The sequence below is a fragment of the Paenibacillus piscarius genome, assembly GCF_022234545.1.
Taxonomy (GTDB): domain Bacteria; phylum Bacillota; class Bacilli; order Paenibacillales; family Paenibacillaceae; genus Paenibacillus_AQ; species Paenibacillus_AQ piscarius.
In genome coordinates this window covers 121,019-145,019 of record NZ_JAIEUI010000002.1, presented here as the reverse complement: position 1 = coordinate 145,019, position 24,001 = coordinate 121,019, and the positions used below count along the sequence as shown (strand labels likewise).

Genomic DNA, 24,001 nt, shown 5'->3' with positions numbered 1-24,001 from the left:
CTGATCCAATGCAAGTAAGGTGATTGTAGTCTGTACAACAGAAAACCGGATTTGCAATGAAAAAGCTCAGTCTGCTGTATTCTGTACAATTGATTTTGCGGATTAGAGGGTAAAAGCGGGTCTAAGCAGAATTCTGCTGTATAAAGTACATTAGCTGCTGATTTCTGCCGGATATGGGCCGATTCTGCTGTACGTTATGCAATTGCTATATGCGTATCGTGTCCGGCAGGTAACTAACAGTGGGTAGGATCTGTAACCAACAAGGGGATGCCTCAGCAGCCGGTTCGTTCATGGCTTGCGGCATCCCCTGTTCAATTATGAGATTAGGAACGCGCTTCGGAGGATGGAGGCTGCTGGACCTTCTGCTTCTCCCGGAAGCGGGGGCCGACGTAGTTCTTCTTGCGGTCACGGGTCAGAATCCAGCCGCCGAGGAAGCTCATTCCGGCCAGGAAGAGCAGCAGTCCGCCGCCGAAATGCAGCCAGTTAAAGACGGGAACAGCAGTCTCATCACCATGCATGGCGAAATAATCGAAGAGATCGTCCTTCATCATCAGGAAGCCCGTCATGGCCAGGAGGCCGGGGATGACCAGGATCAGTATGGCAATGAAGCGTGATATCAGCAGTTTCATAACAGGTAACAGTCCCTCCTCTGCGCAGCCGCTTAGATTTCAACCATATGATAACGCTTCATTCCATAAAAGTCTATGGATATATGACGTTTGTGGGTTTTGTATTGCTGCCGAATGGGAGTACAATATAATAGGTTAGGCTGAATTTTAAGAGGAATGACTGGAGGATACATATCATGACAATGACCTGTGATGTGGCGATACTCGGCGGAGGGACAGGCGGTTATGTGGCGGCGATCCGCGCCGCGCAGCTCGGCAAGTCCGTCATCGTGATCGAAATGGACAAGCTGGGCGGAACCTGCCTGCACCGCGGCTGTATTCCCAGCAAATCATTGCTGCGCAGTGCAGAGGTATTGGCTGAGATTAAAGAGAGCGAAAGCTACGGTATAGAGACAACCGGCGTGGAGCTGGTGTTCCCCAAGGTACAGCAGCGCAAGGAAGCGGTTGTAGAGCAGCTTCACCAGGGTGTGCAGTATCTGATGCGGAAGCATAAGATCCAGATTGTGAAGGGCAAAGGCCGGATTATCGGCCCGTCGATCTTCTCCCCGCGCAGCGGCGCAGTGGCTGTAGAGCTGGAGGATGGCGAGATGGAGACCGTGGTCTCCACGAATCTCATCATCGCTACCGGCTCGCGTCCGCGTGTTCTGCCGGGCCTTCAGCCCGATGGCAAGGTGATTCTGAGCAGTGAGGAAGCATTGACGCTTACGGAGCTGCCTGACTCGATAATTATTGTAGGCGGCGGAGTAATCGGTGTGGAATGGGCGTCGATGCTGGCTGATTTTGGTGTACAGGTGACTGTAGTTGAAGCTGCCGGACAACTGCTGCCGCAGGAGGATGAAGAGATAGCCCGCGAGCTGCTGCGCCTGCTGAAGAAGCGCGGAGTCCGCGTGCTCACCGGAACAACGGTGGATGCCGGGACCTGCACGGTGTCGGAGACAGGGATTACGATTGAAGCCCGCAAGGGGGAGCAGAGCCAGAGTCTGTCGGCAGACAAGCTGCTCGTATCCGTAGGGCGCGTGGCGAATATCGAGAATCTCGGACTGGAAAATACAGACATCCGCTTCGACACAGGTGTCATCGCAGTGAATGCGAACATGCAGACGGCGGAGCCGCATATCTATGCGATTGGCGATTGTATCGGCGGATTGCAGCTCGCCCATGCGGCCAGCCATGAGGGTATCCGGGCCGTCAATCATCTGGCGGGCGAGACGCTCCACCCTTATGAAGCCCAGCTTGTCCCACGCTGCGTCTATACGCGGCCTGAGGTGGCGAGCGTCGGTTATACGGAGAAGGAAGCCAAAGCGCTCGGCCGTGAGACCGTAACCGGCAAGTTCCCGTTCTCCGCCATCGGCAAGGCAATTGTCTACGGCATGAAGGATGGCTTCGTGAAGGTGGTGGCCGACGCGAAGAACGGCGATATTCTCGGTGTGCAGATGATCGGCCCGCATGTCACCGATCTGATCGGTGAAGCGGCGCTGGCCCAGGTGCTGGATGCCACGCCATGGGAAGTCGGGGAAGCCATCCATGCCCATCCGACACTGTCGGAGGTGCTGGGTGAAGCGATGCTGGCGGTGGATGGAAGAGCAATCGGCTTCTAGCGTGCGATAGAGAGCTTAACAAGAAGGCCGGGGGGAGCGGAAGGTGCGTACTGCGCCGATATCGCTCCATACCGGCTATATTTGTTCGTTTCCGGAGCGTCTGATTGGCGGAGGGAATTTGGCTTTTCTTTTTGCCGCGAAAACGATTATAATGAATTTAGTACCTGGTGATAGGATCAGGGCATATATATTAGTATTAAGGTCAACCCGCCGGGCGGACGCATCCTGAACCGGTTAGCGATAGCGGGGACGGAAGCAGTGCGCAGGCAATACATTCTAGGAGGTACCTCTTATATGGAATCCCAAGGTACTGTAGAGACCGTTAACAGACATAAGCAGCTTGGACTCACTGACGGCCAGGTGATTGATATGTACAGATTCATGCAGCTCGGACGCAAATATGATGAGCGCAGTCTGCTGCTGCAGCGCGCTGGCAAGATCAATTTCCACGTGTCAGGCATCGGGCAGGAGGCGGCACAGGTGGCGGCAGCGTTCGCGCTGGACCGGGAGAACGACTATTTCCTTCCGTATTACCGGGACTATGCTTTCGTTCTGTCTGTAGGTATGACTACGCGCGAGCTGATGCTGTCCGTCTTCGCCAAGGCGGAGGATCCCAACAGCGGCGGCCGGCAGATGCCGGGCCACTTCGGACATAAGCGGCTGCGCATCGTAACGGGCTCCAGCCCGGTGACGACTCAGGTTCCGCACGCAGCAGGCTTCGCCCTGGCAGCCAAGATGCAGAAGAAGAAGTTTGTCTCCTTCGTCACCTTCGGGGAAGGCTCCAGCAACCAGGGAGATTTCCATGAAGCGTGTAACTTCGCGGGTGTGAATAAGCTGCCGATGATTATTTTTTGCCAGAACAATCAGTATGCGATCTCCGTTCCGGCCCACAAGCAGCTTGGCGGCAAGGTAAGTGACCGTGCGCTGGGCTACGGCTTCCCCGGCATCCGGGTCGACGGCAATGATCCGCTGGAGGTATACCGCGTGGTGAAGGAAGCCCGCGAACGCGCGCTGGCCGGAGAAGGCCCGACCCTGATTGAAGCGATGATGTACCGCCTGTCGCCGCATTCCACCTCGGATAACGATCTGGCTTACCGGACGCAGGAGGAAGTCGATGAGAACTGGAAAAAAGACGGCATCGCCGCCTTCCGCACTTACCTGACCAACCTTGGTCTGTGGAGCGAGGAGCAGGAGCGCGATCTGGCTGCTGAATATAATCTTGAACTGAAAGAGGCCATAACCTACGCCGAGAATGCGCCGTTCCCGAAACCGGAAGATACGCTGCTGCATGTCTACGATGAATCCGGCCTGAAGGGGGGCGCTTAAGCCATGGCAATGATGGAATATATCGATGCAATCCGGCTGGCGATGAAAGAAGAAATGGAACGCGATGAGTCGGTGTTCGTGCTGGGTGAGGATGTCGGCGTGAAGGGCGGCGTATTCACCACTACCAAGGGACTGCAGGACCAGTTCGGCGCAGAACGTGTGCTGGATACCCCGCTTGCGGAATCTGCGATTGCAGGGGTTGCGATTGGGGCGGCGATGTACGGCATGAAGCCGATTGCCGAGATGCAATACTCCGACTTCATGCTGCCCGCTACGAACCAGATCATCAGCGAGGCGGCCAAAATCCGCTACCGCTCCAACAACGACTGGAGCTGTCCGGTCGTCATCCGCGCGCCGATCGGCGGCGGCATCTTCGGCGGACTGTATCATTCCCAGTGCCCGGAGTCGATCTTCTTCGGCACGCCGGGTCTGAAGATCGTGGCCCCTTATTCGGCAGCGGATGCCAAGGGCCTGCTCAAGGCCGCTGTCCGTGATCCTGATCCGGTGCTGTTCTTCGAGAACAAGAAGTGCTACAAGCTGATCAAGGGGGATGTGCCGGAGGGCGACTACACCGTGCCGATCGGTGAAGCGAATCTGCTGCGCGAAGGCAGCGATATTACGGTGATCGGGTATAGCCTGCCGCTGCATTTTGCGATGCAGGCGGCGGAGGAACTGGAGAAGGAGCACGGCATTACCGCGCATATTCTCGATCTGCGCACCCTGCAGCCGCTGGACCGCGAGGCGATTATCGCCGCTGTCCGCCAGACCGGCAAGGTGCTGATTGTCCACGAGGACAACAAGACCGGAGGGATCGGCGGCGAGGTGGCGGCGATCATCGCCGAGCACTGCCTGTTCGACCTGGATGCGCCGGTCTTCCGCCTGTGCGGACCCGATGTCCCGGCCATGCCGATCTCACCGCCGATGGAGAAGTTCTTCCTCCTGAGCAAGGACAAGGTAAAGGCAGAGATGCTGCGTCTGGCGCAGTACTAGGTTAAATAATTTATCCTGCCGGGACACCGCGACCCGGACCCGGTCAGGGATGTTGCAGATTGTGCAACTTGGATATGGAATAGACAGCGGATCGTGGCAGAATGCTGCAAAAAATACAACATTATGTCCGCTCAGCCGCCTGAATGAAGAGCAATGCTGCATTTCGTGCAACATTTTCGATTTTGGGCAGAGTGGTATGAGCGAATGTTGCATGAAGTGCAGGATTTCATGGCTGAACGGCCACCTGGGCCAGGAAGCTTTCGCTTACAAAACTAAGCCTATGCTTCCGAAGTCAGTTTTGTACGAAGTCTGTCAGGAAGTTTAAGCTTACAAAACTAAGCCTATGCTTCCGAAGTCAGTTTTGTACGAAGTCAATCAGGAAGTTTAAGCTTACAAAACTTTAAGGAGTGACATTATGTCTGACAATACAACGCTGACGGATGTAATTATGCCGCAGCTGGCGGAATCGCTGGTCTCGGCGACCATCGGGAAGTGGCTGAAGCAGCCGGGCGACCCTATCGAGCAATATGAGCCGATCTGCGAGCTGATCACCGATAAGGTGAACGCAGAGCTGCCGGCCACAGTGGACGGCACGATGGCCGAGCTGCTGGCCGAAGAGGGCCAGACGGTCAGCGTGGGCGAGATCATCGCCCGCATTGCCGTGGCCGGTGCGGCACCGGCCGCGCCTGCTGCTGCCGCGCCGTCGCCGGAAGCCGCGGGCGGCAGCTCCGCACCTGCCGCCTCAGGCACCGCACCGCAGACGCACAGCGCCGCCGCGCGGCCGTCCGCGCCCGCTCCGGCGTACGACGCCGCCGCGCCAATGCGCTCCCGTTACTCTCCGGCCGTGCAGTCGCTGGCCGCCGAGCACGGCATCAACCTGGTGGCCGTGCCGGGCACCGGCCTGGGCGGACGCATCACACGCAAGGATGTGCTCGCGTTCCTTGCAAGCGGCGCAGCAGCGCAGCCTGCTGCTTCTGCACCGCCGGCGGCTGCGCCCGCTCCGGCCGCCGCCCCTCCAGCACCGCCCGTCCAGGTCGCCCAGCCGGACATGCGCGACGAGCTGCAGCCGGTCCGTAACTCCGGCCTGCATCTCAGCGAATCGCCGAAGATTCCGACGATTGAGGTCGAGCGCGGCCGGGACGGCATGTCGGAGTATCTGATCGACGTGACGCCGATCCGCAATACGATCGCTACCCGGATGCGGCAGAGTGTGTCGGAGATTCCGCACGCCTGGACGATGATCGAGGTCGATGTGACCAATCTGGTCGTGCTGCGCAACAAGCTGAAGGATGAGTTCAAGCGCAAGGAGGGCATTAACCTGACCTACCTGGCTTTTCTGATGAAGGCTGTGGTCAGTGCGATCAAGGATTACCCGATCATGAACTCCGTCTGGGCGGTGGATAAGATCATCGTCAAGCGCGACATCAACATCTCGCTGGCTGTCGGCACAGAGGATTCCGTCATGACGCCTGTAATCAAGAAAGCCGATCAGAAGAACATCGCCGGCCTGGCACGGGAAATTGATGAACTGGCGCTGAAGACACGTGAAGGCAAGCTGCGGCTGGATGATATGCAGGGCGGCACATTCACGGTGAACAACACTGGCTCGTTCGGCTCGATTCTGTCTTACCCGATTATCAACTATCCGCAGGCGGCGATTCTGACCTTTGAATCCATCGTCAAGAAGCCTGTTGTTATCAATGATATGATTGCTGTGCGTTCGATGGCCAATATCTGCCTGTCGCTGGATCACCGCATTCTGGACGGTGTGATCAGCGGACGCTTCCTGCAGCGGGTGAAAGATAATGTGGAAGGCTATACGCCGGAAACGAAGCTGTACTAAATTAAGGTGTTAGGCGGCTGAAGGCGGCAGGTCCCCTGGGACAGGGAGAATGAGATGCGAAGGGGTGCTTATGATCATGGAACACCTGAATTTAGGCAAACTGGAGGTTACTTATCTTCCGCTGCTGGAGTACGGGGCGGCCTGGGAGCTGCAAAAGGAGGCGGTCCGGGCGATTGACGCCGGCACCGCCCCCGAGCGGCTGATCCTCCTTCAGCACCCGCCAACGTATACGATTGGCTCCCAGAATCATCCGGAGCATCTGCTCCTCAGCAGGGAACAGCTCAGCCAGCAAGGAATTGCGCTGTTTGAGATTGACCGCGGAGGAGACATTACATATCACGGGCCGGGCCAGCTGGTCGGGTATCCGCTGCTGAAGCTTGGCGGGGACGGCAGGGTGGATCTGCACGGCTATCTGCGCAAGCTGGAGGCGGTCATTATCGCTTATCTGGATGCTTATGGGATCACCGGAACACGCAAGGAGGGCTACACCGGCGTATGGGTTGGTAATGAGAAAATATGTGCCATCGGCGTGAAGTTCAACCGCTCTAAAACCCGCAGGGGATTCATTACCAGCCATGGCTTCGCCTTCAACATCACAGCTGGCATCGGGCAGAGCGGGTTCTCGGGGATTGTCCCCTGCGGGATCGCTGAGTATGGAGTGACTTCGCTTGCGGAGTGTACCGGGCTTGCTTTTGACGTAGAGAAGGTGGCCTCAGAGCTGGTGCCGTATTTCCTGCACGAATTTCCGTATGATGCGGTTTCCGGGGCCTTAAGCATCACTGACCGCTGAGTATTCGCTCAGCACAGGTCAAACAGCGCCACGGGGAACCCGGACGCTGCAATTAGACAACCTGAGATGTGGTCTAACCGGCCAAGAACGGCTCGATGACGAACAGCACGGTAGAGGCGATCATAGCGAACAGCATGATGTAGATGACGATACGGAACCATTTTTGTCGTTGCATGAGTGACTCCTTTGAGAATAGTGTAAGTTAAGCATAGAGCATAGCCATATATTGAACGCAATATTACTATTGTAACGTATCTGCGAAAGAGAGGGAAGTCCAAGTGATATCCGAAGACCGGCTGATCAATGAATTCATGGAGCTTGTCCGTATTGACAGTGAGACCCGCAATGAACGTCCGATTGCCGAGGTGCTCAAAGAGAAGTTCAGAGGCCTTGGCCTGGAGGCGGTGGAAGATGATTCGATGGAGAGCACGGGGCATGGCGCGGGCAATCTGTTCGTGACCTGGCCAGCGGACAGCGGGGTAAATGCACCGAAGCTGCTGTTCACCTGCCATATGGACACCGTGGTTCCCGGACAGGGCATTAAGCCTTCTCTGGGCGAGGACGGCTGGATTACCAGCGACGGCACGACGATTCTCGGCGCTGATGATAAGGCCGGGCTGGCCGCCTTATTCGAAGCGATCCGGGTGATTCAGGAGCAGAAGCTGCCGCACGGGCAGATCCAGTTCGTGATTACAGCGGGCGAGGAATCCGGTCTGATGGGCGCACGTGCCATGGACCCGGCGCTGCTGGATGCGGATTACGGCTTCGCGCTTGATTCCAATGGCGAGGTCGGCGCGATTGCGACCGCTGCACCGGGTGTGGCCCGGATGGCGATGCAGATTATCGGCAAGTCGGCCCATGCCGGGGTGAACCCGGAGGACGGCATCAGCGCGATTCAGGTGGCCAGCAAGGCGGTCTCGGCGATGAAGCTCGGCCGGATCGACAAGGAGACCACGGCCAATATCGGCAGCTTCTCCGGCGGCGGCCCGACGAATGTGGTCTGCGACCGTGTACAGCTTGATGCGGAGGCGCGCAGCATTGTGCAGGAGAAGGTGGAGCGGCAGGTTGCTTCGATGCGGGAGGCGCTGGAGACGACGGCGCGCGAGTATGGGGCGCAGAGCGAATTCCGCAGTGAGCTGATCTACCCGGCCTTCAGCTTCGGCGGGAATGATCCGGTCGTCAAGCTGGCGGAACGGGCGGTGGCTTCGCTGGGCCTGACCCCGCGGCAGTTCGCTTCCGGCGGCGGCAGCGATGCCAATATTTTCAATGGACACAAGGTGCCTACAGTCAATCTGGCGGTAGGATACGAGCATATTCATACAACGCAGGAGCGGATTAAGGCCGCCGATATCGTCAAGGTGGCGCGTCTTGTAGTCGCTATTGTTGCCGAGAGCCAGCAGGGCTGAACGTACTGTTCCTGAGGGCAGGCAAACCGGCCATCTGTGGACGCCTGACCGCAAGAAGGAGCTGCTTCCGGGTTTACCGGAGACAGCTCCTTTTTCAAAAGATAAGAATCTATATGTTTCACACGATAACTGTTCCTTCTATTTCTCGCTGAAACGGTACCGTCCTTTGAAAGGACGGCAATGCCGTTTCCACTTGCAGATGACACCGTTCATCAAGAAGAACGCTGCGGCATTAACCTGCCTTGGAAGCCTTGATCCGCTTATCCGCCTGGAGCAGCAGGACGTAGGACAGGGGCATATCGGGACCGTACTGCTTCATCCATGCTGCGATGACCGACTTAATCTGCTCCGGTGTACCTACCATAGTTACTGCGGACGAGCTTGCCTGGATCAGGGGGGTATTCATGCCTGCATTCCTTCTTTCTTCATAAGTTTGCTATAATACACCTTATGCATAACGATGCCAAAGGAGACCACAACTCTATGAAAAAAAATGAAAAACACAGCAATCCCGCGTTGGACGAAGAAACGTTATCCACAAAGCCGATTTTTGACGGGCATATTATTTCGCTGCAGGTGGATACGGTGAAGCTGCCGGACGGCAAGACTGCCACCCGTGAAGTCGTGAAGCATCCCGGAGCCGTCGCTGTACTGGCGCTGAATCAGGGCAAAATGCTTGTCGTCGAGCAGTACCGCCAGCCTATGCACCGCACAGAGGTCGAGATTCCGGCCGGCAAGCTGGACCCGGGTGAAGACCCGCTGGCGGCTGCGGGGCGCGAGCTGCAGGAGGAGACCGGCTTCCACAGCGGCGGGCTTACACTGCTGAAGTCGTTCTACACCTCCCCCGGCTTCGCCGATGAGATTATTCACCTCTACGTGACCGAGGATGCCCAGCCGGGCGAGATGGCGCTCGATGAGGACGAGTTCCTGGAGGTGTCCGAGCTCACGCTGGAGGAGGCCTACCAGTATATTGCGGATGGACGTATTGCCGATGCCAAGACGATGATGGCAGTCTATGCCTGGCATCTGTATACGCTGACAGGCCAATGGCACTAGCAGCGGAGCTGCAGAGCATCTATTGTGATCTGCATGTGCATATCGGAAGGACCTCGGAAGGCCAGGCGGTCAAAATCAGCGGCAGCCGCGACCTCACCTTCGCCGGGATTGCCAGGGAAGCAGCGGAGCGCAAGGGGATCGGCCTGATCGGCATCATCGACAGCCACTCGCCGGGTGTGCTGCACGATATTCATGCGGCGCTTGATTCCGGGGAGATGGCGCTGGCCGCCGGGGGCGGTATTGCTTACCGTGGGACCACGATTCTGCTGGGCACCGAGATTGAGATCCGTGAGCCGGGACGCAAGGAGTGCCATGTCCTGGCCTTCATGTCGGACCTTACAGCGATGGAGGATTTCAGCAAGTGGATGAGCGCCCATATGCGCAATGTGAATCTTAGCTCGCAGCGCCTGTACGCCCCCTCCAGGGTGCTGCAGGACGAGATTACCGGACGGGGCGGTCTGCTGATCCCGGCGCATATTTTTACGCCCCATAAGGGTCTCTACGGCTGTGCTGCGGAGCGTATGGCTGAGCTGTTCGAGCTGGACCGCATTGCAGCAGTGGAGCTTGGACTAAGTGCAGATTCGGAGATGGCGGGGTATCTCTCGGAGCTTGACCGCTACAGCTTCCTGACCAACTCCGATGCCCATTCCCTCGGCAAAATCGGCCGCGAATACAATGTCATCGAGATGCGCGAGCCCTCCTTCCAGGAGCTGAAGCTGGCGCTCCAGCGCAATGAAGGCCGCCGGGTCAGCGCCAACTTCGGGCTGAATCCCCGGCTGGGCAAATATCACCGCACCTACTGCGCAGGCTGCGGCAGCATCATCGATGAAGCGTATGCGACCTCCGAGCGCTGCCCGTATTGCGGCAGTCCGAAGCTGGTGCAGGGCGTGCTGGACCGGATTCTGCACATCGCGGACCGTCCGCTGCCGCAGGTTCCGGCGCACCGGCCGCCGTATCATTACCAGGTGCCGCTGGAGTTCATCCCCGGACTCGGCAAGCGCAAGCTGAACCTGCTGCTGGAGGCTTTTGGCACAGAGATGAATATTCTGCACCGCGCTGCGGAAGCCGAGCTTGCTGCTGTTGCGGGCGCGGAGCTGGCCGGGCTGATCGTGCTTGCCCGCACCGGGCAGCTCGTCCTCTCCTCGGGAGGCGGAGGAACCTACGGCAAGGTGATCAGGACCTAAGGACAAGTCATAGTCCGGGACATTCCCTCATATGGTGTAACATGTGACCGGAAAGGAGAATGTCAGGGTGCGCAGTTTAAAGCTGATGCTGAAGGAACAGACGCCTCTTTATATTTTTGTCGCGGTCCTGTTTCTGGTCGGAGTGGTATTCGGGGCGCTTATCGTCAGCGCGCTGACGCTGGATCAGCAGCAGGAGCTGGGGGATTATTTAAGCAACTTCTTCGTGACCGTGGACCAGCAGGGACTTCCGGCCGCCCAGGATTCGTACTGGAGCATCGCCGCCTTCAATCTGAAGTGGATCGGCCTGATCTGGATTCTCGGCTTGTCGGTCATCGGGCTGCCCGGTATTCTGATTCTGGATTTCCTCAAAGGCGTGCTGATCGGCTTCACCGTCGGCACCCTGGTCAGCCAGTACTCCTGGCACGGGATGCTGTTCGCGCTGGTGTCGGTGGCTCCGCATAATCTGGTGCTGATTCCGGTGCTGCTCGTATGCAGTGCGGCTGCGCTCGGCTTCTCCCTCCTGATGATCCGCAGCCGGGTGCTCGGCCAGCAGCGCCGGACCCAGGTGGCCCATCCGTTCATGATGTATACGCTGCTCTCTCTGGGAATGGCTGCGCTGGTGATGGGCGTCTCCGGCTTCGAAGCCTACTTGACGCCTGCGATGATGCGCTGGGTAACGCCGCTGCTGGTGTCTGCTGGGTGAACGCGGCCGGCAGCGGGACAGTGCGGAAACCGTTTGACTTCTCAAACAAACTCCCCCTATAATGGAAGAAGTGGCTTGAAGCCCGGTGCGGTAATTTTCCAAGGGGGAGGCAGACAATGGAAGCCCGGATAGACAAGATTAAGCAGCAACTACAATCCCAAGGATACAAGCTAACACCTCAGCGGGAAGCGACCTTAAGAGTTCTCCTGGAGAACGAGGATGACCACCTCAGTGCTGAAGATGTATTCATGCTCGTCAAAGAAAAGGCTCCCGAGATCGGTCTCGCCACCGTCTATCGTACCCTGGAACTGCTCAGCGAGCTTCATGTCGTGGAGAAGATTAACTTCGGGGACGGGGTGGCCCGTTACGACCTGCGGACGGATACGGCGAAGCATCATCATCACCATCTGATCTGTGTGCAATGCGGCACAATGGATGAGATCCGTGAGGATTGGCTGGGACCGCTGGAAGAGCGTCTGGAGAAGGAATATAATTTCACGGTGGTTGACCATAGACTTGATTTTCACGGAATTTGCCATCGCTGCAAGGAGAAGAACCCGGCAGAAGGCAATACTCCCGAATAAGCGTATAGCGAATAAGCTTTATATGAGAATTACCGCGCAAGCTCTCCCCGGCTGACTGGCTGGAGGGGGCTTTTTCATGGTGCAGGGGTTCTGTGCTGAAAGCGGGTCTGAGGCTGATGGGATGAAGTGGTGTGGCACTTGTGCCGCATATATGGCTAACGGGGATTAGTGTAACTAAATTTGCTTGTTGTTCGTATACACAGTCATTGGGCATCTTTATTCCAGGAGGTAGATGATGAGAAAATTTGCATTGTTGTTTACTTTTGCGTTCGCGTTAACTGCTTGTGATCCTGCTGATGAAAATATACTCTCTCCCCAAAGTAATCAGGAAATTCTGAGTCTTCAGGCTGAGAACGAACAACTTAAAGCTGAATTAGCAGCGGTGCAGAATACTCCGAATGAAGTGGACATGGAATTAAATACAGCTCCTTTGAATGCAGCGTTCAGGGTAATGGACGCGATGAATAACAAAGATTATGCAGCCTTAAACAAATTATCTGTGCCCGAAGTGTTATGGGATGACCGGGCTGGAACGTTTACTTTACCAGAGGATGATTCCAAGCAGAATGTTTCTATTTTATCATCAATGGATTTAGGGAATTTAGAGTATCGCGGTTATCATCCAAGGAGTGAGAATGAGGTCCAAGTATTTTTGGCAAGAGTAGAGGATGGAAATGTCTCCATCTATATGGATTTCGTGAAAAAGGAAAATGAATGGCTGTATAAAGGTCATTTAACCAATTAACCAGCCAGAGTCAAACTGTGCACCTCACATCGGCAGAGCCCCCTAAGCGGATGCGGGAACACCCTGGGAGCGAAATAGTACTTAACATACATAACAAGACCCTCCGGCGCATAAAGTGAAGGACGAGTTCTGTGGACCGGCCTGACGCATCGTTATGCGGGAGGCGGGAAACAGATGTTGTTACCTACTAATAAGGAGGTTGCCTGAATGATCGTTTCTCTGCCCAAGACGGTCCGCCGCCTGTATTTCCTGACGATGCTTGTTGCAGTGAGCTGTGTGCTGTATTATGTCATGAGCTGGGTCAGCGCGTGGATCAGCCCGGCCCGCAATACGGAGATTCCGGAGGGGACAGCGGTCCGCGCCTTTCAGGAGTTCCATTACAGCGAACAGGGGATGAGTGCGGCAGACCGTCTGCGCCTATTCTACTGGTACGGGGAGTAACGGGACCGCCGGGAAGGAAAAAGCGAGAACTCTGTCGAATCATTTCATTAGCATGTCATGGGACCCCTGCCGTTCCGGCTGCTGAACTACACCCGCTGCGAAGCCGCATATAGCAGCCTGAGTCTGACAGGAGCGTGAATTGATGAAGTCACACTTGCAGCCGTTTATGCAGTATTTATCCGGGGACAAAGGACTGTCTCCGAGTACGCTGGAATCCTATGGACGGGATATAACGCAGTTTCTGGAGTTTGCGGAGGAGCGCGGCCTGGCCGCAGCGGAGGAGATCCGCAGATCGCATATTTTGCTCTATCTCAGCACCTTGCGCGGAGCGGGCAAGGCGGCGGCTACGGTGAACCGGAATACGGTATCGCTGCGCGCCTACTTTCACTTTTTGCTGAAGGAGCAGCTGATCGCCCAAGATCCGACGCTTGATATGGAGGCCATTAAGCCAAGCAAGAAGCCGCCGATGATACTGAGCATTGAAGAGATTGAGCGCCTGCTGGCTGCACCCGATGAGGCTTCCCCGCAGGGAATGCGCGATAAAGCCATGCTGGAGCTGCTCTACGCCACCGGTATCCGCGTCACGGAGCTGATCTCGCTGAATGTCGAGGATGTGAACACGGCCTTGCGGTTCGCCCGCTGCAGCGGCGCTTCCGGCAAGGAGCGGGTGGTGCCGATCGGCCTGATCGCTGCAGAGTGTGTGACCCGGTATACGTCTGGGATGCGGGACAAGCTGCTGCGCACGAATCTGGAGGAGCCGGCGCTGTTCCTGAACAGTCTGGGCGGAAGGCTAACCCGTCAGGGCTTCTGGAAAATCATCAAAAAATACGCCCGTGAAGCCGGGATCGGGCAGGATATTACGCCCCATACTCTGCGCCACTCCTTCGCCGCACATTTGCTGGAAGGCGGGGCTGACCTGCGCTCCGTGCAGCAGATGCTGGGCCATTCCGATATATCGACTACCCAGATATACAGCGGTATTGCCCGCAAGAATATGAAGGAAGTCTATGAGAATCACCATCCCCGGGCGAAATAGCCGGCTTGGCTGGTGAAGAGAGTGCGCCGAAAAGATGCTTTTTGCGAGTAAGAACGTTATGATGGAATCATACTGAAGAAATAGCTTCCGGGAGAGGTCTCCCGGAGTTTCTTCCTGCTTGGAGCAGCGCCTGAAGATTATGGAAACTACTGAAGGAGTGAAGAGGGCATGTCCTCATTTAAACGCATCGGATTTATTGTACTGGATAGTGTAGGGATCGGCGAAGCGCCGGATGCCGCGAATTTCGGGGATACAGGCTCCCATACGCTGGGGCATATTCTGGAGCGGGTTCCGGGACTTAAGCTGCCCAATCTGCAGCAGCTGGGGCTGGCGAATATTGCGCCGCTGCCGCCGCTAGAACCTGTAGCCGCCCCTACAGGCTATTACGGCAAAATGCAGGAGGTCTCGGTAGGCAAAGACACCATGACCGGCCACTGGGAGCTGATGGGGCTGAAGATTGAGGTTCCGTTCAACACGTATTTCGACGGCTTCCCGGCGGAGCTGATCGAGAAGTTCGAAGCGGCTACCGGTCGCAAGGTCATCGGCAACAAGCCGGCCTCCGGCACCGAGATTCTGGTGGAATACGGCGAGGAGCAGATGAAGACCGGTGCATGGATTGTCTATACTTCGGCAGACAGCGTGTTCCAGCTGGCCGCGCATGAGGACATCATTCCGCTGGAGGAGCTGTATAGCGCCTGCCGGATTGCCCGCGAGCTGACGATGGCTCCTGAATTCTCCGTAGGCCGCGTCATTGCCCGCCCTTATGTGGGCGAGCCGGGGAACTTCGTGCGTACGCCGAACCGGCATGACTATGCGGTGAAGCCGCCGCAGCCGACTGTGATGAATGCGCTCCAGGATATCGGCAAGGATGTGATTGCTGTCGGGAAGATTAATGATATTTTCACAGGTGAAGGGGTTACGGCCTCTTATCCGACGAAGAGCAATGAACATGGCATCCAGGTGACGATTGACGAGCTGCGGAAGCCTTTCAACGGGCTGCTGTTCACCAACCTGGTGGACTTCGATTCCCTGTATGGCCACCGCCGCGATCCTGAAGGATATGGCAAGGCACTGGAGGTGTTCGACCAGGCGCTGCCTGAGCTGATCGGAACCCTTGGCGATGATGATCTGCTGATTATCTCGGCGGACCACGGTAATGATCCCATTCATGCCGGAACGGATCATACGCGTGAATATGTGCCGCTGCTGGTCTACAGCCCGAGATTCAAGACTCCCGGCAACCTGGGCATCCGTCAGACCTTCTCGGATGTGGCTGCGACGATTGCCGAGAACTTCGGGGCGAAGGCGCCGCAGTACGGGACAAGCTTTTTGGCTGAACTAAATTAATCCGGGAGGAAACCTAACCATGACCAATGTAACCCTTAACCATATTCAAGAAGCTGCAGTATACATCAAGGACAAATGTACCGTTGCCCCGGAAATCGGGCTGATCCTCGGCTCCGGCCTCGGTGTGCTGGCCGATCTGATCACGGATGAAGTTGTCATTCCCTATCAGGATATCCCGCATTTCCCGGTATCCACGGTAGAAGGACATGAAGGTGAGCTGCTGATCGGGATGATTGAAGGCCGCCGCGTCGTGATGATGAAGGGCCGCTTCCACATGTACGAAGGCTATGGCCCGGAGACGACAGCGTTTCCGGTACGTGTCATGAAGGAGCTTGGCGTCACCAGCCTGCTGGTCACCAACGCCGCCGGCGGGGTCAACACTGAATTTACTCCCGGCGATCTGATGCTGATTACAGACCACCTGAACCTGACCGGACGCAATCCGCTGACCGGCCCGAATGACAATGCGCTGGGCGTACGCTTCCCGGATATGTCTTCCGCCTACAGCCCGCGCCTGATTGCCGCTGCCAAGGAAGCCGCCGCTGCGATGAACTTCGAGTTCAAGGAAGGTGTATACGCCGGCCTGCTCGGACCGAACTATGAGACACCGGCCGAGATCGTGATGCTGCGCCGCCAGGGTGCGGATGCCGTAGGAATGTCCACCGTATCGGAGACCATCGTTGCCCGTCATGCCGGGATCGAAGTGCTGGGCATCTCCTGCATCACCAACATGGCTGCCGGAATTCTCGAACAGCCGCTGAATCATGCCGAGGTGATGGAGACTGCGGACCGTGTGCGGGAGCAGTTCCTGAAGCTGGTGCTGGCTTTTATTCCGAAAATGTAGTTCCTGCTTCACCTGCGTCTCATTCCATACACAATTCATATCCGGGAGGATCAACTTATGACAACACCATCTACTGTCTCATACGGCACACAGGTTCAGGAAGCCGCTGCCTACATTCAATCCAGACTAGGAGCCTATAAGCCCGTAATCGGACTTATTCTCGGCTCAGGCCTCGGGGATCTGGGCGATCAGATCGAAGACGCAGTCTATCTGCCTTATGAAGAGATTCCGCATTTCCCGCGTTCGACGGTGGAAGGCCATGCCGGACGGTTCGTGATCGGTAAGCTGGAAGGCAAGGATGTTATTATCATGCAGGGCCGTTTCCACTACTACGAAGGCTATGAGATGCGCAAGGTTGTGCTGCCGGTCTATGTCATGGCTAAGCTTGGCTTAGGTACACTGGTCATCACCAATGCAGGCGGCGGAATGAACCGGGCGTTCAAGGCAGGCGATCTGATGCTCATCACCGACCATCTCAATATGACCGGCGACAACCCTCTCATCGGACCGAATGATCCGGAGCTGGGCGTGCGCTTCCCGGACATGTCACGGGCTTATGACCCTGAATATATCGCGCTGGCGAAGAAGCTTGCTGCCGGGGTTACGGGCGTAGAAGGCGAAACGCTCGTGCTGCAGGAGGGTGTATATGCAGGCATCAGCGGACCTACTTATGAAACTCCGGCTGAACTGAAAATGCTGGCCTATCTCGGCGGCGATGCTGTAGGAATGTCCACGGTGCCGGAAGTGATTGTCGCCAGCCACAGCGGGCTGCGGGTGCTGGGTATCACCTGTATCACCGATATGGCGATCGGGGATGAGCTGGAGCCGCTGACCCACGAGCAGGTGGTTAAGGTAGCTAATCTGACCAAGCCGAAGTTCATCGGGCTGGTGCGCGCCTTCGTCCGTGAGGTACAGATCTGATGCGTGCCGTTGATCTGATTCAGAAAAAGAGAGACGGCGGCGAGCTGAGCCGTGAAGAGATTGCTTTTCTGATTCAGGGCTACAGCAAGGGGGACATCCCGGATTATCAGATTTCCGCCTGGGCGATGGCCGTGTATTTCCGCGGCATGAATGCCCGCGAGACCGGTGATCTGACGCTGGAGATGGCGATGTCCGGAGACCAGGTGGACCTTAGCCCGATTGCGGGCATCAAGGTGGACAAGCATTCCACCGGCGGGGTCGGCGATAAGACAACTGTTGTGCTGGCACCGCTGGTTGCCGCAGCCGGAGTGCCGGTCGCTAAAATGTCCGGACGCGGACTGGGCCATACCGGCGGCACCCTGGATAAGCTGGAGTCCATCACCGGCTTCTCGGTGGAGATGGACCGGGAGCGGTTCTTCGCCCAGGTGGGCGAGATCGGCGCAGCCGTAATCGGCCAGTCAGGCAATATTACCCCGGCGGACAAGAAGCTGTATGCGCTGCGTGATGTGACCGCAACCGTAGAATCGATTCCGCTGATCGCCAGCTCGGTCATGAGCAAGAAGATCGCCGCAGGCGCAGACGCGATCGTGCTGGATGTGAAGACCGGCAGCGGCGCGTTCATGAAGACGCTGGATGATTCAATCGCGCTGGCCCAGGCGATGGTGGACATCGGCACCCATCTGGGACGTAACACCGTGGCTGTCATTAGCGATATGGACCAGCCGCTGGGCTTCGGCATCGGCAATGCCCTGGAGATCAAGGAGGGCATCGAGACCTTGAAGGGCCACGGGCCGAAGGATCTCCAGGAGGTCTGCCTGATCCTCGGCAGCCAGATGCTGGTGCTTGGCGGGAAGGCGAAGGATGAAGACGAGGCGCGCTCGATGCTGCTGTCCCATATCGAGGACGGCAGCGCGCTGGAGAAGTTCAAGCAGATGGTCTCGGCCCAGGGCGGCGATGTCTCGCAGGTCGAATCGCCGGACACGCTGCCTGCTGCGCGCAGATTCATTGAGGTGAAGGCTGCGGCTGCCGGTTATGTGGAGAGCATCCAGGCCGAAGAGATCGGCGTAGCCGCGATGCTGCTCGGAGCCGGACGCGAGACGAAGGAGTCTGTCATCGACCTGGCGGTCGGCATCCAGCTCTCGCTGAAGGTCGGCGATGCCGTAGCCGCAGGCGATACGCTGGCTGTGCTGCATGTGAACGATGCCAGCGAGAGCAAGGTACAGGAGGCCGAAGCCAAGGTGCTGGAGGCCTACCGCATCAGCGCCCAGCCGGTTCCTCCGCAGCCGCTGGTGTTCGCGCTGGTTACCCGCGATGGCGTGACCCGGTATTAGGCGGATAGGGAGACAGCCATTGAGCTAAATCAATGAGGGATACTTGAACAAGCCGTACGTTTCAGCGATTGCTGAGCGTACGGCTTGTTTTGGCTTTTTTCAGAGTATGGTCTGGCTTGTCCTGAGGCATTTATCTTATGGACTATGGCAAATGTGGCTCCACGGCAGCCATCATTCTATACGCCCCGTTGCTCTGGTTGCAGATTGCGGTGCAGGTGAGGCCGCTTCCGGGATAACAGGCAGAATGGAAGCTGATCCCGGGATCGTAGCCCATGATGTGGTACTTTTGCACCTTTTGTCCGCGGACCTGTATCCATACTCCATAACCGTAATAGCTGTCCTCACGCTCATGAATATGCGGGGTCAGCAGCAGAGCCGTTGTCTCTGCCTGCAACAGCTTGTGTTCAAGCAGGCCGTTCCACAGCTTATGCATATCCGCTGCCGTGACATAAGCCCCGCCATCCCCGCCCCCGACCACCGGAATCGAGTAGATGTTGCTGATCTTGCGCCCGTTGCCGCTGTCGATATATCCCTGAGCAGTGTTGGCCGGAAGCGCATCAAATGCGAAATAACCGGAATCCTTCATCCCGCAGGGCTGGAAAATATGCTGTTCTACATAATCCGTAAACGCCTGTCCGCTGATGGCTTCGACGAGCAGAGCGAGCATAATATATCCCGCATTGTTGTAGTGAAACCGCCCGCCGGGAGCGAACTTCATCGGCTGCCGGGCGAACAGGGGCAGGAAATCTGCGGGCCGCCGCAGTGTGTACATCGGGGTCTTCTCCCATAGTGCCGCGAAATCATCCATAGTCTCTTCATCGAAATAATCCGGGATGCCAGAGCTATGTGTCAGTACCTGATGCACGGTGATCTCAGGGTCGAATAAAGGGAATTCCGGCCTGGGCAGAATGTCCAGTATTTTAGCATCAAAAGAAAGCTGTCTTTGCTCCACGAGCCGGCAGACCGCAATAGCGGTAAACAATTTGCTGCCGGAAGCGATCGCAAAGCGGGTGTGGAGCTGGTTAAGCCGCAATTCCGCGATATTGGCCAGCCCGTAAGCTTCTGCGGCAAGGACATGCTCCCGGTCCGCCACTTGTACAACCCCTGAGAACTTTGAGAGCTGCGCTTCTTCACTCATCAGCTGGACTAATTTTTCACTCTTACTCTTATGTTCAGGCTTCAAGCTGTAAGACACCTCCTGTCTGAAATAATGGCATGGGTTATATAATAGTTCGCGTTATGGGAGAAATAACCTTTATTTATATGGAGATCCGCCGGAAGAGTGCACGCTGCACGTCAGGTTTATCTGCAAAGGACAAGAAAAGCTGTTCAGGTTTGGCAGGACGGCACATTGTGGACGTTTTGCTGTTTACGATAGTATAAATGCAAACATTACAAACATGAGCATGGACCGGGGAGGAATCCAAATGGCACTTCATCAAACAATTACAGTCTTGAATTCACTGGACAGCGCTTATGTCAATGGTGAGCAGGTTAAACAGTTATTCGCCGCATATCCTGCGGTTCAGGTTGAGGTACAGAAGGTCGAAGGGGAAAAAGGCAGTACCGAATTCGTCAAAATCGCGATTCCGGGCAATAGCGGCAAGCTTGGCGGCGGGTCTGCGCCTACCTTCGGCATTGTCGGACGGTTAGGCGGTATTGGCGCGCGTCCCAGCCGGGTCGGCATTGTCTCGGATGCGGACGGCGCAGTCGCGGCCATCGCTTCGGCACTGAAGCTGGCGGATATGCAGCTCAAAGGAGATATTCTAAAGGGGGATGTGCTGGTTACCACCCATATTTGCCCGGATGCTCCGACTCTGCCGCATGAGCCGGTGGATTTCATGGATTCCCCTGTAGATATTCTGCAGATGAATGAGCATGAGGTGCTGCCGGAGATGGAAGCGGTTCTATCCATTGATACGACCAAAGGCAACCGCGTGGTGAACCATAAAGGGATCGCTATCTCTCCGACTGTCAAAGAAGGCTACATTCTGCGGGTCAGTGAGGATTTGCTGCGCATTAAGGAAATGACGACAGGACAGTATCCGGTCACTTTTCCGGTGACTACACAGGATATTACGCCATACGGTAACGGGCTGTATCATATCAATTCAATCCTTCAGCCTGCTGTTGCGACCTCTGCACCGGTGGTTGGATTGGCTATTACGGCTCAGTCAATGGTTCCTGGCTGCGGTACCGGCGCGAGCCATGAGGTCGATATCGCGCAGGCGGTGCGGTTCGCCATCGAGACGGCGAAGGAATTCACCCAGGGAAGCTGCTCCTTCTATGATGAAGCCGAGTTCGCACACATTAACGGCTTGTACGGTTCGATGAAAGTGCTGCAGACAATGGGTAATCCGGCGGTCCTCTCGCAATAAGTGAATAGTGGTATGGCAGGCAGGCGCTGAGCTTCAATCAGCGCCTGCTCTGCTAATATAGTATGGTTGTCACCCACAGTGTCTGGAGGGATAAGAATGAAGAATATCGGGCTGATTACGATCGGACAAGCGCCGCGCAGCGATGTGGCGCCGATTCTTGAGAAGTACCTGGAAGGCAGGGCAGGACTGGTGCAGTCCGGTGTACTGGACGGCTTCACGGCTGAGGAGGTCAGGGAACAATTCAGTCCCGGCCCGGGAGAGTATGTGCTGACTACCCGGATGAAGGATGGAACAGCCGTAGTCATCTCCCGGGAGCGGATACAATCCGTTCTCCAAGGGAAGCTTGATGTTATGGAAGCCGCTGGCATCCGGACGATTCTGCTGGCCTGCACCGGCGTGTTCCCGGGACTGCATACCTCATCTGCCCATCTGATTGAACCGGACCGGATCATTCCTCCGGTAGTCCTGGCAATGCTGGACGGGCGGCGTCTGGGGCTGATCGGCCCGCTGCCTGAGCAGGAGAATGCGATGAAAGAGAAATTCGCGGGCGGCGGAGGGCGGATACCCTTCGCAGCGGCTTCGCCGTATACTGGGACGGAAGCGGATTTCCGTGCCGCTGCGGAACGTCTGCGGGACCATGCGGATGTGATCGTGCTTGACTGTATGGGATATGTGGAGCAGCATAGAGAGTGGGCGGCCTCCGCAGGAGTGCCCGCCGTGCTGTCTAATGCCCTGATGGGCAAGCTGATTGCAGAAATGGTGTAATCCGGGAGGAAATGAAGATGAGTGAAGCAAGAATAGCGATTAGTATGAATGTTCTTAAGGATTGTCTGGCACTTGCTAGCGGCGAGCTGCTGGCTGTAGTGGCTGACGATGATAAGCGGGAGCTGGCCGAATCGGTCTATGAGGCCGGTAAGCGGCTGGGGGCTGAATCGATGCTGCTGGTGATGCAGCCGCGCAGCAAGTCCGGGGAGGAGCCTCCGGCTCCGGTAGCGGAAGCGATGGCGAAGGCGGATGTGGCGGTGTGCATTACGACCCATTCGATGACACATACCGCGGCGCGCAAACAGGCCGCCGCAGCAGGAACCCGTGTGGCGACCATGCCGGGGATCACGGATGATATGTTCAGCAACGGGGCAATCACGGCGGACTACGCCCAGGTAAAAGCGTTGACCGAGCAGGTAGCGGCGCTGCTGTCTGCGGGTACCCGGGTACGTGTGGAGAAGGATGGGCTCGCGCTCAGCTTCTCCATTGACGGCCGAGAGGGCATCCTCAGCACCGGATTGTATCTCAATCCAGGTGAATCGGGCAACCTGCCTTCAGGAGAAGCCTATATTGCTCCGCTGGAGGGTACAGCGGACGGCCAGATCAAGGTGGACGGCTCGATTGCTGGAATCGGTGCCTTGGACAGCCCGATGGTGCTGACGGTGGAGCAGGGGCGGCTGGTTGCTGCCGACGGTGAGCATGGCGCTAAGCTGCTGGACATGCTTGGAGCAGGCGACGGACGGCTGCTGGGTGAGTTCGGCATCGGGACCAATAATAAGGCCAGAATTACAGGTGTGGTGCTGGAGGATGAGAAGGTGTACGGGACGATCCATGTTGCTTTTGGCAGCAATAATACGTTCGGCGGTGTTGTGGCAGCTGGCGTGCATATTGACGCTGTGGTGATGAAGCCGGATGTGTACATCGACGATAAGCTGATTATGCGTGCAGGGGAGTTGCTCTAGGCGGAGCGAGTGGGGATGAGTGTAAGGCCAGTTAGCTTATGTATCAGAAATGAACTGATTGTGGAGCTGCCCCTGTGGTGAAGCTTCTGCTTGTGTGCTGATTGAGTTATTTACGGTTGAAGTTCTTTGCCTGGTTGCTGCGGCGCTGGCGTTTAAAATGAGGTGGGTCAGGGGGAGACAGGATGCTTGGAATCATACGTGTTATTACCTTGCAGGAGAGCGCTGCAATTCAGTTGCATGGAGATTTGATTGAGCAGCGGTACGGTCTGCCGGTGATGAGCCGCTGCATCCCGGATCAGCCCCGGGGCGTGTTTAATGAGGAGACGGAGGCCGAATCCATTCCGAAGATCATCACGCTTGCCCGGGAGCTGGAGCAGCAGGGCTGCACTGCAATCGGCATCAGCTGCGCCGCTGATCCTGCATTGTCGGAGTCCAGGGAAGCGGTGGGGATTCCTGTGCTGGGGGCAGGCTCCTGTGCAGCCCATATGGCGATGGCCTACAGCAGCCGGGTGGGCGTGCTGACCATTCTGGAAGAGGTCCCGCCGCTGATCCGCAGCATTCTCGGTGAGGCGTACATCGGCATGGACCGCCCGGACGGCGTAACGACGACGCTGGATCTGGGCACGCCTGCCGGACGGGCAGGCGCACTGGCCGGAGCCGCCCGGCTGGTGGAGCGCGGCGCGGAAGTCCTGGTGCTGGCCTGCACCGGCTTCGCCACGATCGGGCTGGCGGCAGAGCTGGAAGAACGGCTGGGTATCCGCGCGTTCGATCCGATTCTGTGCCTTGGGGCGGCAGCCTCTGCCTCGGCGGGGGGAGCGGTGCGCCGGGTGTAGGCGCTGGCTTGCAGGCAGACCAAGATGCTGCCGCATAGTGTGTTGTATTTTGTTAAGCGTTTCTCCTGGCTTAGGCCGGGGGAACGCTTTTTTTGGTGATTAAGAGGTTATGAGATTGGGAAGAGAACAATTCAGGTAAATAGTTAGTTAAAGAACCCGTTGAATTGTTGATGTGCGCCGTGCTTAGTAGAACAGTTACTGAGGGGAGGAAGCTAATATATTATTGTCACATCTGCCGTCCGAATCAAAGGGATAAATCCCTCCGAATCCGGCGAAACACGTCCAACGC

Annotated in this window: 25 protein-coding genes; 21 read left to right on the top strand and 4 right to left on the bottom strand. The window is 56.9% G+C overall.

Annotated features, from left to right (window positions below):
- Nucleotides 1-323: 323 nt before the first annotated feature.
- Complete coding sequence (locus K1558_RS04285; RefSeq protein ID WP_238650161.1) at nucleotides 324-629, bottom strand: DUF2627 domain-containing protein; 306 nt, start codon at nucleotides 627-629, stop codon at nucleotides 324-326.
- 176 nt (nucleotides 630-805) lie between these two features.
- Between K1558_RS04285 and lpdA the strand changes: the two genes are divergently transcribed.
- From lpdA to lipB, 5 genes are all read left to right on the top strand, one after another.
- Nucleotides 806-2,227 (top strand): dihydrolipoyl dehydrogenase, encoded by a 1,422-nt coding sequence (gene lpdA, locus K1558_RS04280; protein ID WP_238650160.1) that lies wholly within the window; start codon nucleotides 806-808, stop codon nucleotides 2,225-2,227.
- Between the two features lie 294 nt (nucleotides 2,228-2,521).
- Complete coding sequence (locus K1558_RS04275; RefSeq protein WP_238650159.1) at nucleotides 2,522-3,553, top strand: thiamine pyrophosphate-dependent dehydrogenase E1 component subunit alpha; 1,032 nt, start codon at nucleotides 2,522-2,524, stop codon at nucleotides 3,551-3,553.
- A gap of 3 nt (nucleotides 3,554-3,556) precedes the next feature.
- Nucleotides 3,557-4,543, top strand: coding sequence for an alpha-ketoacid dehydrogenase subunit beta (locus K1558_RS04270; RefSeq protein ID WP_238650158.1), 987 nt, complete (start codon nucleotides 3,557-3,559; stop codon nucleotides 4,541-4,543).
- A 415-nt stretch (nucleotides 4,544-4,958) separates the two neighbouring features.
- On the top strand, nucleotides 4,959-6,386 hold the full coding sequence (locus K1558_RS04265; RefSeq protein WP_238650157.1) for a dihydrolipoamide acetyltransferase family protein: 1,428 nt from the start codon (nucleotides 4,959-4,961) through the stop codon (nucleotides 6,384-6,386).
- 76 nt (nucleotides 6,387-6,462) lie between these two features.
- Entirely contained in the window at nucleotides 6,463-7,176 is a 714-nt protein-coding gene (gene lipB, locus K1558_RS04260) for a lipoyl(octanoyl) transferase LipB (RefSeq protein WP_238650156.1), read from the top strand.
- A gap of 73 nt (nucleotides 7,177-7,249) precedes the next feature.
- On the opposite strand, the gene prli42 is transcribed toward lipB, so the two are convergent.
- Nucleotides 7,250-7,351, bottom strand: coding sequence for a stressosome-associated protein Prli42 (gene prli42, locus K1558_RS04255; RefSeq protein ID WP_238650155.1), 102 nt, complete (start codon nucleotides 7,349-7,351; stop codon nucleotides 7,250-7,252).
- Nucleotides 7,352-7,454: 103 nt separating this feature from the next.
- Between prli42 and K1558_RS04250 the strand changes: the two genes are divergently transcribed.
- Nucleotides 7,455-8,582, top strand: a complete 1,128-nt coding sequence (locus K1558_RS04250; RefSeq protein WP_238650154.1) for a M20/M25/M40 family metallo-hydrolase — start codon at nucleotides 7,455-7,457, stop codon at nucleotides 8,580-8,582.
- A 232-nt stretch (nucleotides 8,583-8,814) separates the two neighbouring features.
- On the opposite strand, the gene K1558_RS04245 is transcribed toward K1558_RS04250, so the two are convergent.
- Nucleotides 8,815-8,988 (bottom strand): hypothetical protein, encoded by a 174-nt coding sequence (locus K1558_RS04245; protein WP_238650153.1) that lies wholly within the window; start codon nucleotides 8,986-8,988, stop codon nucleotides 8,815-8,817.
- A gap of 77 nt (nucleotides 8,989-9,065) precedes the next feature.
- Between K1558_RS04245 and K1558_RS04240 the strand changes: the two genes are divergently transcribed.
- From K1558_RS04240 to K1558_RS04190, 11 genes are all read left to right on the top strand, one after another.
- Complete coding sequence (locus K1558_RS04240; RefSeq protein ID WP_238650152.1) at nucleotides 9,066-9,638, top strand: NUDIX hydrolase; 573 nt, start codon at nucleotides 9,066-9,068, stop codon at nucleotides 9,636-9,638.
- Nucleotides 9,629-10,822 (top strand): endonuclease Q family protein, encoded by a 1,194-nt coding sequence (locus K1558_RS04235; protein ID WP_238650151.1) that lies wholly within the window; start codon nucleotides 9,629-9,631, stop codon nucleotides 10,820-10,822. The genes K1558_RS04240 and K1558_RS04235 overlap by 10 nt, the downstream gene beginning before the upstream one ends.
- A 67-nt stretch (nucleotides 10,823-10,889) precedes the next feature.
- Nucleotides 10,890-11,525 (top strand): stage II sporulation protein M, encoded by a 636-nt coding sequence (gene spoIIM / locus K1558_RS04230; RefSeq protein ID WP_238650150.1) that lies wholly within the window; start codon nucleotides 10,890-10,892, stop codon nucleotides 11,523-11,525.
- Between the two features lie 116 nt (nucleotides 11,526-11,641).
- The gene (gene fur / locus K1558_RS04225) at nucleotides 11,642-12,109 is read left to right on the top strand and encodes a ferric iron uptake transcriptional regulator (RefSeq protein ID WP_238650149.1); all 468 of its coding nucleotides are present in this window, start codon (nucleotides 11,642-11,644) and stop codon (nucleotides 12,107-12,109) included.
- A 235-nt stretch (nucleotides 12,110-12,344) separates the two neighbouring features.
- Nucleotides 12,345-12,854: a hypothetical protein gene (locus tag K1558_RS04220; protein WP_238650148.1), complete on the top strand. Its 510-nt coding sequence runs from the start codon at nucleotides 12,345-12,347 to the stop codon at nucleotides 12,852-12,854.
- Nucleotides 12,855-13,061: 207 nt separating this feature from the next.
- Nucleotides 13,062-13,295 carry a DUF4227 family protein gene (locus K1558_RS04215; protein WP_238650147.1) on the top strand — a complete coding sequence of 78 codons (234 nt, stop codon included), beginning with the start codon at nucleotides 13,062-13,064 and terminating at the stop codon, nucleotides 13,293-13,295.
- A 142-nt stretch (nucleotides 13,296-13,437) separates the two neighbouring features.
- Nucleotides 13,438-14,331, top strand: a complete 894-nt coding sequence (gene xerD / locus K1558_RS04210) for a site-specific tyrosine recombinase XerD (protein WP_238650146.1) — start codon at nucleotides 13,438-13,440, stop codon at nucleotides 14,329-14,331.
- Nucleotides 14,332-14,499: 168 nt separating this feature from the next.
- The gene (gene deoB, locus K1558_RS04205; protein ID WP_238650145.1) at nucleotides 14,500-15,678 is read left to right on the top strand and encodes a phosphopentomutase; all 1,179 of its coding nucleotides are present in this window, start codon (nucleotides 14,500-14,502) and stop codon (nucleotides 15,676-15,678) included.
- A 19-nt stretch (nucleotides 15,679-15,697) separates the two neighbouring features.
- Nucleotides 15,698-16,522 carry a purine-nucleoside phosphorylase gene (locus K1558_RS04200; protein ID WP_238650144.1) on the top strand — a complete coding sequence of 275 codons (825 nt, stop codon included), beginning with the start codon at nucleotides 15,698-15,700 and terminating at the stop codon, nucleotides 16,520-16,522.
- Nucleotides 16,523-16,579: 57 nt separating this feature from the next.
- Entirely contained in the window at nucleotides 16,580-17,443 is an 864-nt protein-coding gene (locus K1558_RS04195) for a purine-nucleoside phosphorylase (RefSeq protein WP_238650143.1), read from the top strand.
- Nucleotides 17,443-18,774 (top strand): pyrimidine-nucleoside phosphorylase, encoded by a 1,332-nt coding sequence (locus K1558_RS04190; protein WP_238650142.1) that lies wholly within the window; start codon nucleotides 17,443-17,445, stop codon nucleotides 18,772-18,774. The genes K1558_RS04195 and K1558_RS04190 overlap by 1 nt, the downstream gene beginning before the upstream one ends.
- Nucleotides 18,775-18,916: 142 nt before the next feature.
- Here the strand turns inward: K1558_RS04190 and K1558_RS04185 are convergent, their stop codons facing one another.
- On the bottom strand, nucleotides 18,917-19,957 hold the full coding sequence (locus K1558_RS04185; protein WP_238650141.1) for a serine hydrolase domain-containing protein: 1,041 nt from the start codon (nucleotides 19,955-19,957) through the stop codon (nucleotides 18,917-18,919).
- Nucleotides 19,958-20,201: 244 nt separating this feature from the next.
- Between K1558_RS04185 and K1558_RS04180 the strand changes: the two genes are divergently transcribed.
- From K1558_RS04180 to K1558_RS04165, 4 genes are all read left to right on the top strand, one after another.
- Nucleotides 20,202-21,152, top strand: coding sequence for a DUF1177 domain-containing protein (locus tag K1558_RS04180; protein ID WP_238650140.1), 951 nt, complete (start codon nucleotides 20,202-20,204; stop codon nucleotides 21,150-21,152).
- A gap of 96 nt (nucleotides 21,153-21,248) precedes the next feature.
- Entirely contained in the window at nucleotides 21,249-21,917 is a 669-nt protein-coding gene (locus K1558_RS04175) for an AroM family protein (protein WP_238650139.1), read from the top strand.
- 17 nt (nucleotides 21,918-21,934) lie between these two features.
- Nucleotides 21,935-22,879 carry an aminopeptidase gene (locus K1558_RS04170; protein WP_238650138.1) on the top strand — a complete coding sequence of 315 codons (945 nt, stop codon included), beginning with the start codon at nucleotides 21,935-21,937 and terminating at the stop codon, nucleotides 22,877-22,879.
- A 182-nt stretch (nucleotides 22,880-23,061) separates the two neighbouring features.
- A complete protein-coding gene (locus K1558_RS04165; RefSeq protein WP_238650137.1) occupies nucleotides 23,062-23,712 on the top strand; it encodes an aspartate/glutamate racemase family protein in 651 nt (216 codons plus the stop codon).
- Nucleotides 23,713-24,001 lie beyond the last annotated feature (289 nt).

What these genes read in the sequence shown, in the direction of transcription:
- K1558_RS04285 (WP_238650161.1), bottom strand. Translation starts at nt 629, where the DNA reads ATGAAACTGCTGATATCACGCTTCATTGCCATACTGATCCTGGTCATC.
- lpdA (WP_238650160.1), top strand. Translation starts at nt 806, where the DNA reads ATGACAATGACCTGTGATGTGGCGATACTCGGCGGAGGGACAGGCGGT.
- K1558_RS04275 (WP_238650159.1), top strand. Translation starts at nt 2,522, where the DNA reads ATGGAATCCCAAGGTACTGTAGAGACCGTTAACAGACATAAGCAGCTT.
- K1558_RS04270 (WP_238650158.1), top strand. Translation starts at nt 3,557, where the DNA reads ATGGCAATGATGGAATATATCGATGCAATCCGGCTGGCGATGAAAGAA.
- K1558_RS04265 (WP_238650157.1), top strand. Translation starts at nt 4,959, where the DNA reads ATGTCTGACAATACAACGCTGACGGATGTAATTATGCCGCAGCTGGCG.
- lipB (WP_238650156.1), top strand. Translation starts at nt 6,463, where the DNA reads ATGGAACACCTGAATTTAGGCAAACTGGAGGTTACTTATCTTCCGCTG.
- prli42 (WP_238650155.1), bottom strand. Translation starts at nt 7,351, where the DNA reads ATGCAACGACAAAAATGGTTCCGTATCGTCATCTACATCATGCTGTTC.
- K1558_RS04245 (WP_238650153.1), bottom strand. Translation starts at nt 8,988, where the DNA reads ATGAATACCCCCCTGATCCAGGCAAGCTCGTCCGCAGTAACTATGGTA.
- K1558_RS04240 (WP_238650152.1), top strand. Translation starts at nt 9,066, where the DNA reads ATGAAAAAAAATGAAAAACACAGCAATCCCGCGTTGGACGAAGAAACG.
- K1558_RS04235 (WP_238650151.1), top strand. Translation starts at nt 9,629, where the DNA reads ATGGCACTAGCAGCGGAGCTGCAGAGCATCTATTGTGATCTGCATGTG.
- fur (WP_238650149.1), top strand. Translation starts at nt 11,642, where the DNA reads ATGGAAGCCCGGATAGACAAGATTAAGCAGCAACTACAATCCCAAGGA.
- K1558_RS04220 (WP_238650148.1), top strand. Translation starts at nt 12,345, where the DNA reads ATGAGAAAATTTGCATTGTTGTTTACTTTTGCGTTCGCGTTAACTGCT.
- K1558_RS04215 (WP_238650147.1), top strand. Translation starts at nt 13,062, where the DNA reads ATGATCGTTTCTCTGCCCAAGACGGTCCGCCGCCTGTATTTCCTGACG.
- xerD (WP_238650146.1), top strand. Translation starts at nt 13,438, where the DNA reads ATGAAGTCACACTTGCAGCCGTTTATGCAGTATTTATCCGGGGACAAA.
- deoB (WP_238650145.1), top strand. Translation starts at nt 14,500, where the DNA reads ATGTCCTCATTTAAACGCATCGGATTTATTGTACTGGATAGTGTAGGG.
- K1558_RS04200 (WP_238650144.1), top strand. Translation starts at nt 15,698, where the DNA reads ATGACCAATGTAACCCTTAACCATATTCAAGAAGCTGCAGTATACATC.
- K1558_RS04195 (WP_238650143.1), top strand. Translation starts at nt 16,580, where the DNA reads ATGACAACACCATCTACTGTCTCATACGGCACACAGGTTCAGGAAGCC.
- K1558_RS04190 (WP_238650142.1), top strand. Translation starts at nt 17,443, where the DNA reads ATGCGTGCCGTTGATCTGATTCAGAAAAAGAGAGACGGCGGCGAGCTG.
- K1558_RS04180 (WP_238650140.1), top strand. Translation starts at nt 20,202, where the DNA reads ATGGCACTTCATCAAACAATTACAGTCTTGAATTCACTGGACAGCGCT.
- K1558_RS04175 (WP_238650139.1), top strand. Translation starts at nt 21,249, where the DNA reads ATGAAGAATATCGGGCTGATTACGATCGGACAAGCGCCGCGCAGCGAT.
- K1558_RS04170 (WP_238650138.1), top strand. Translation starts at nt 21,935, where the DNA reads ATGAGTGAAGCAAGAATAGCGATTAGTATGAATGTTCTTAAGGATTGT.
- K1558_RS04165 (WP_238650137.1), top strand. Translation starts at nt 23,062, where the DNA reads ATGCTTGGAATCATACGTGTTATTACCTTGCAGGAGAGCGCTGCAATT.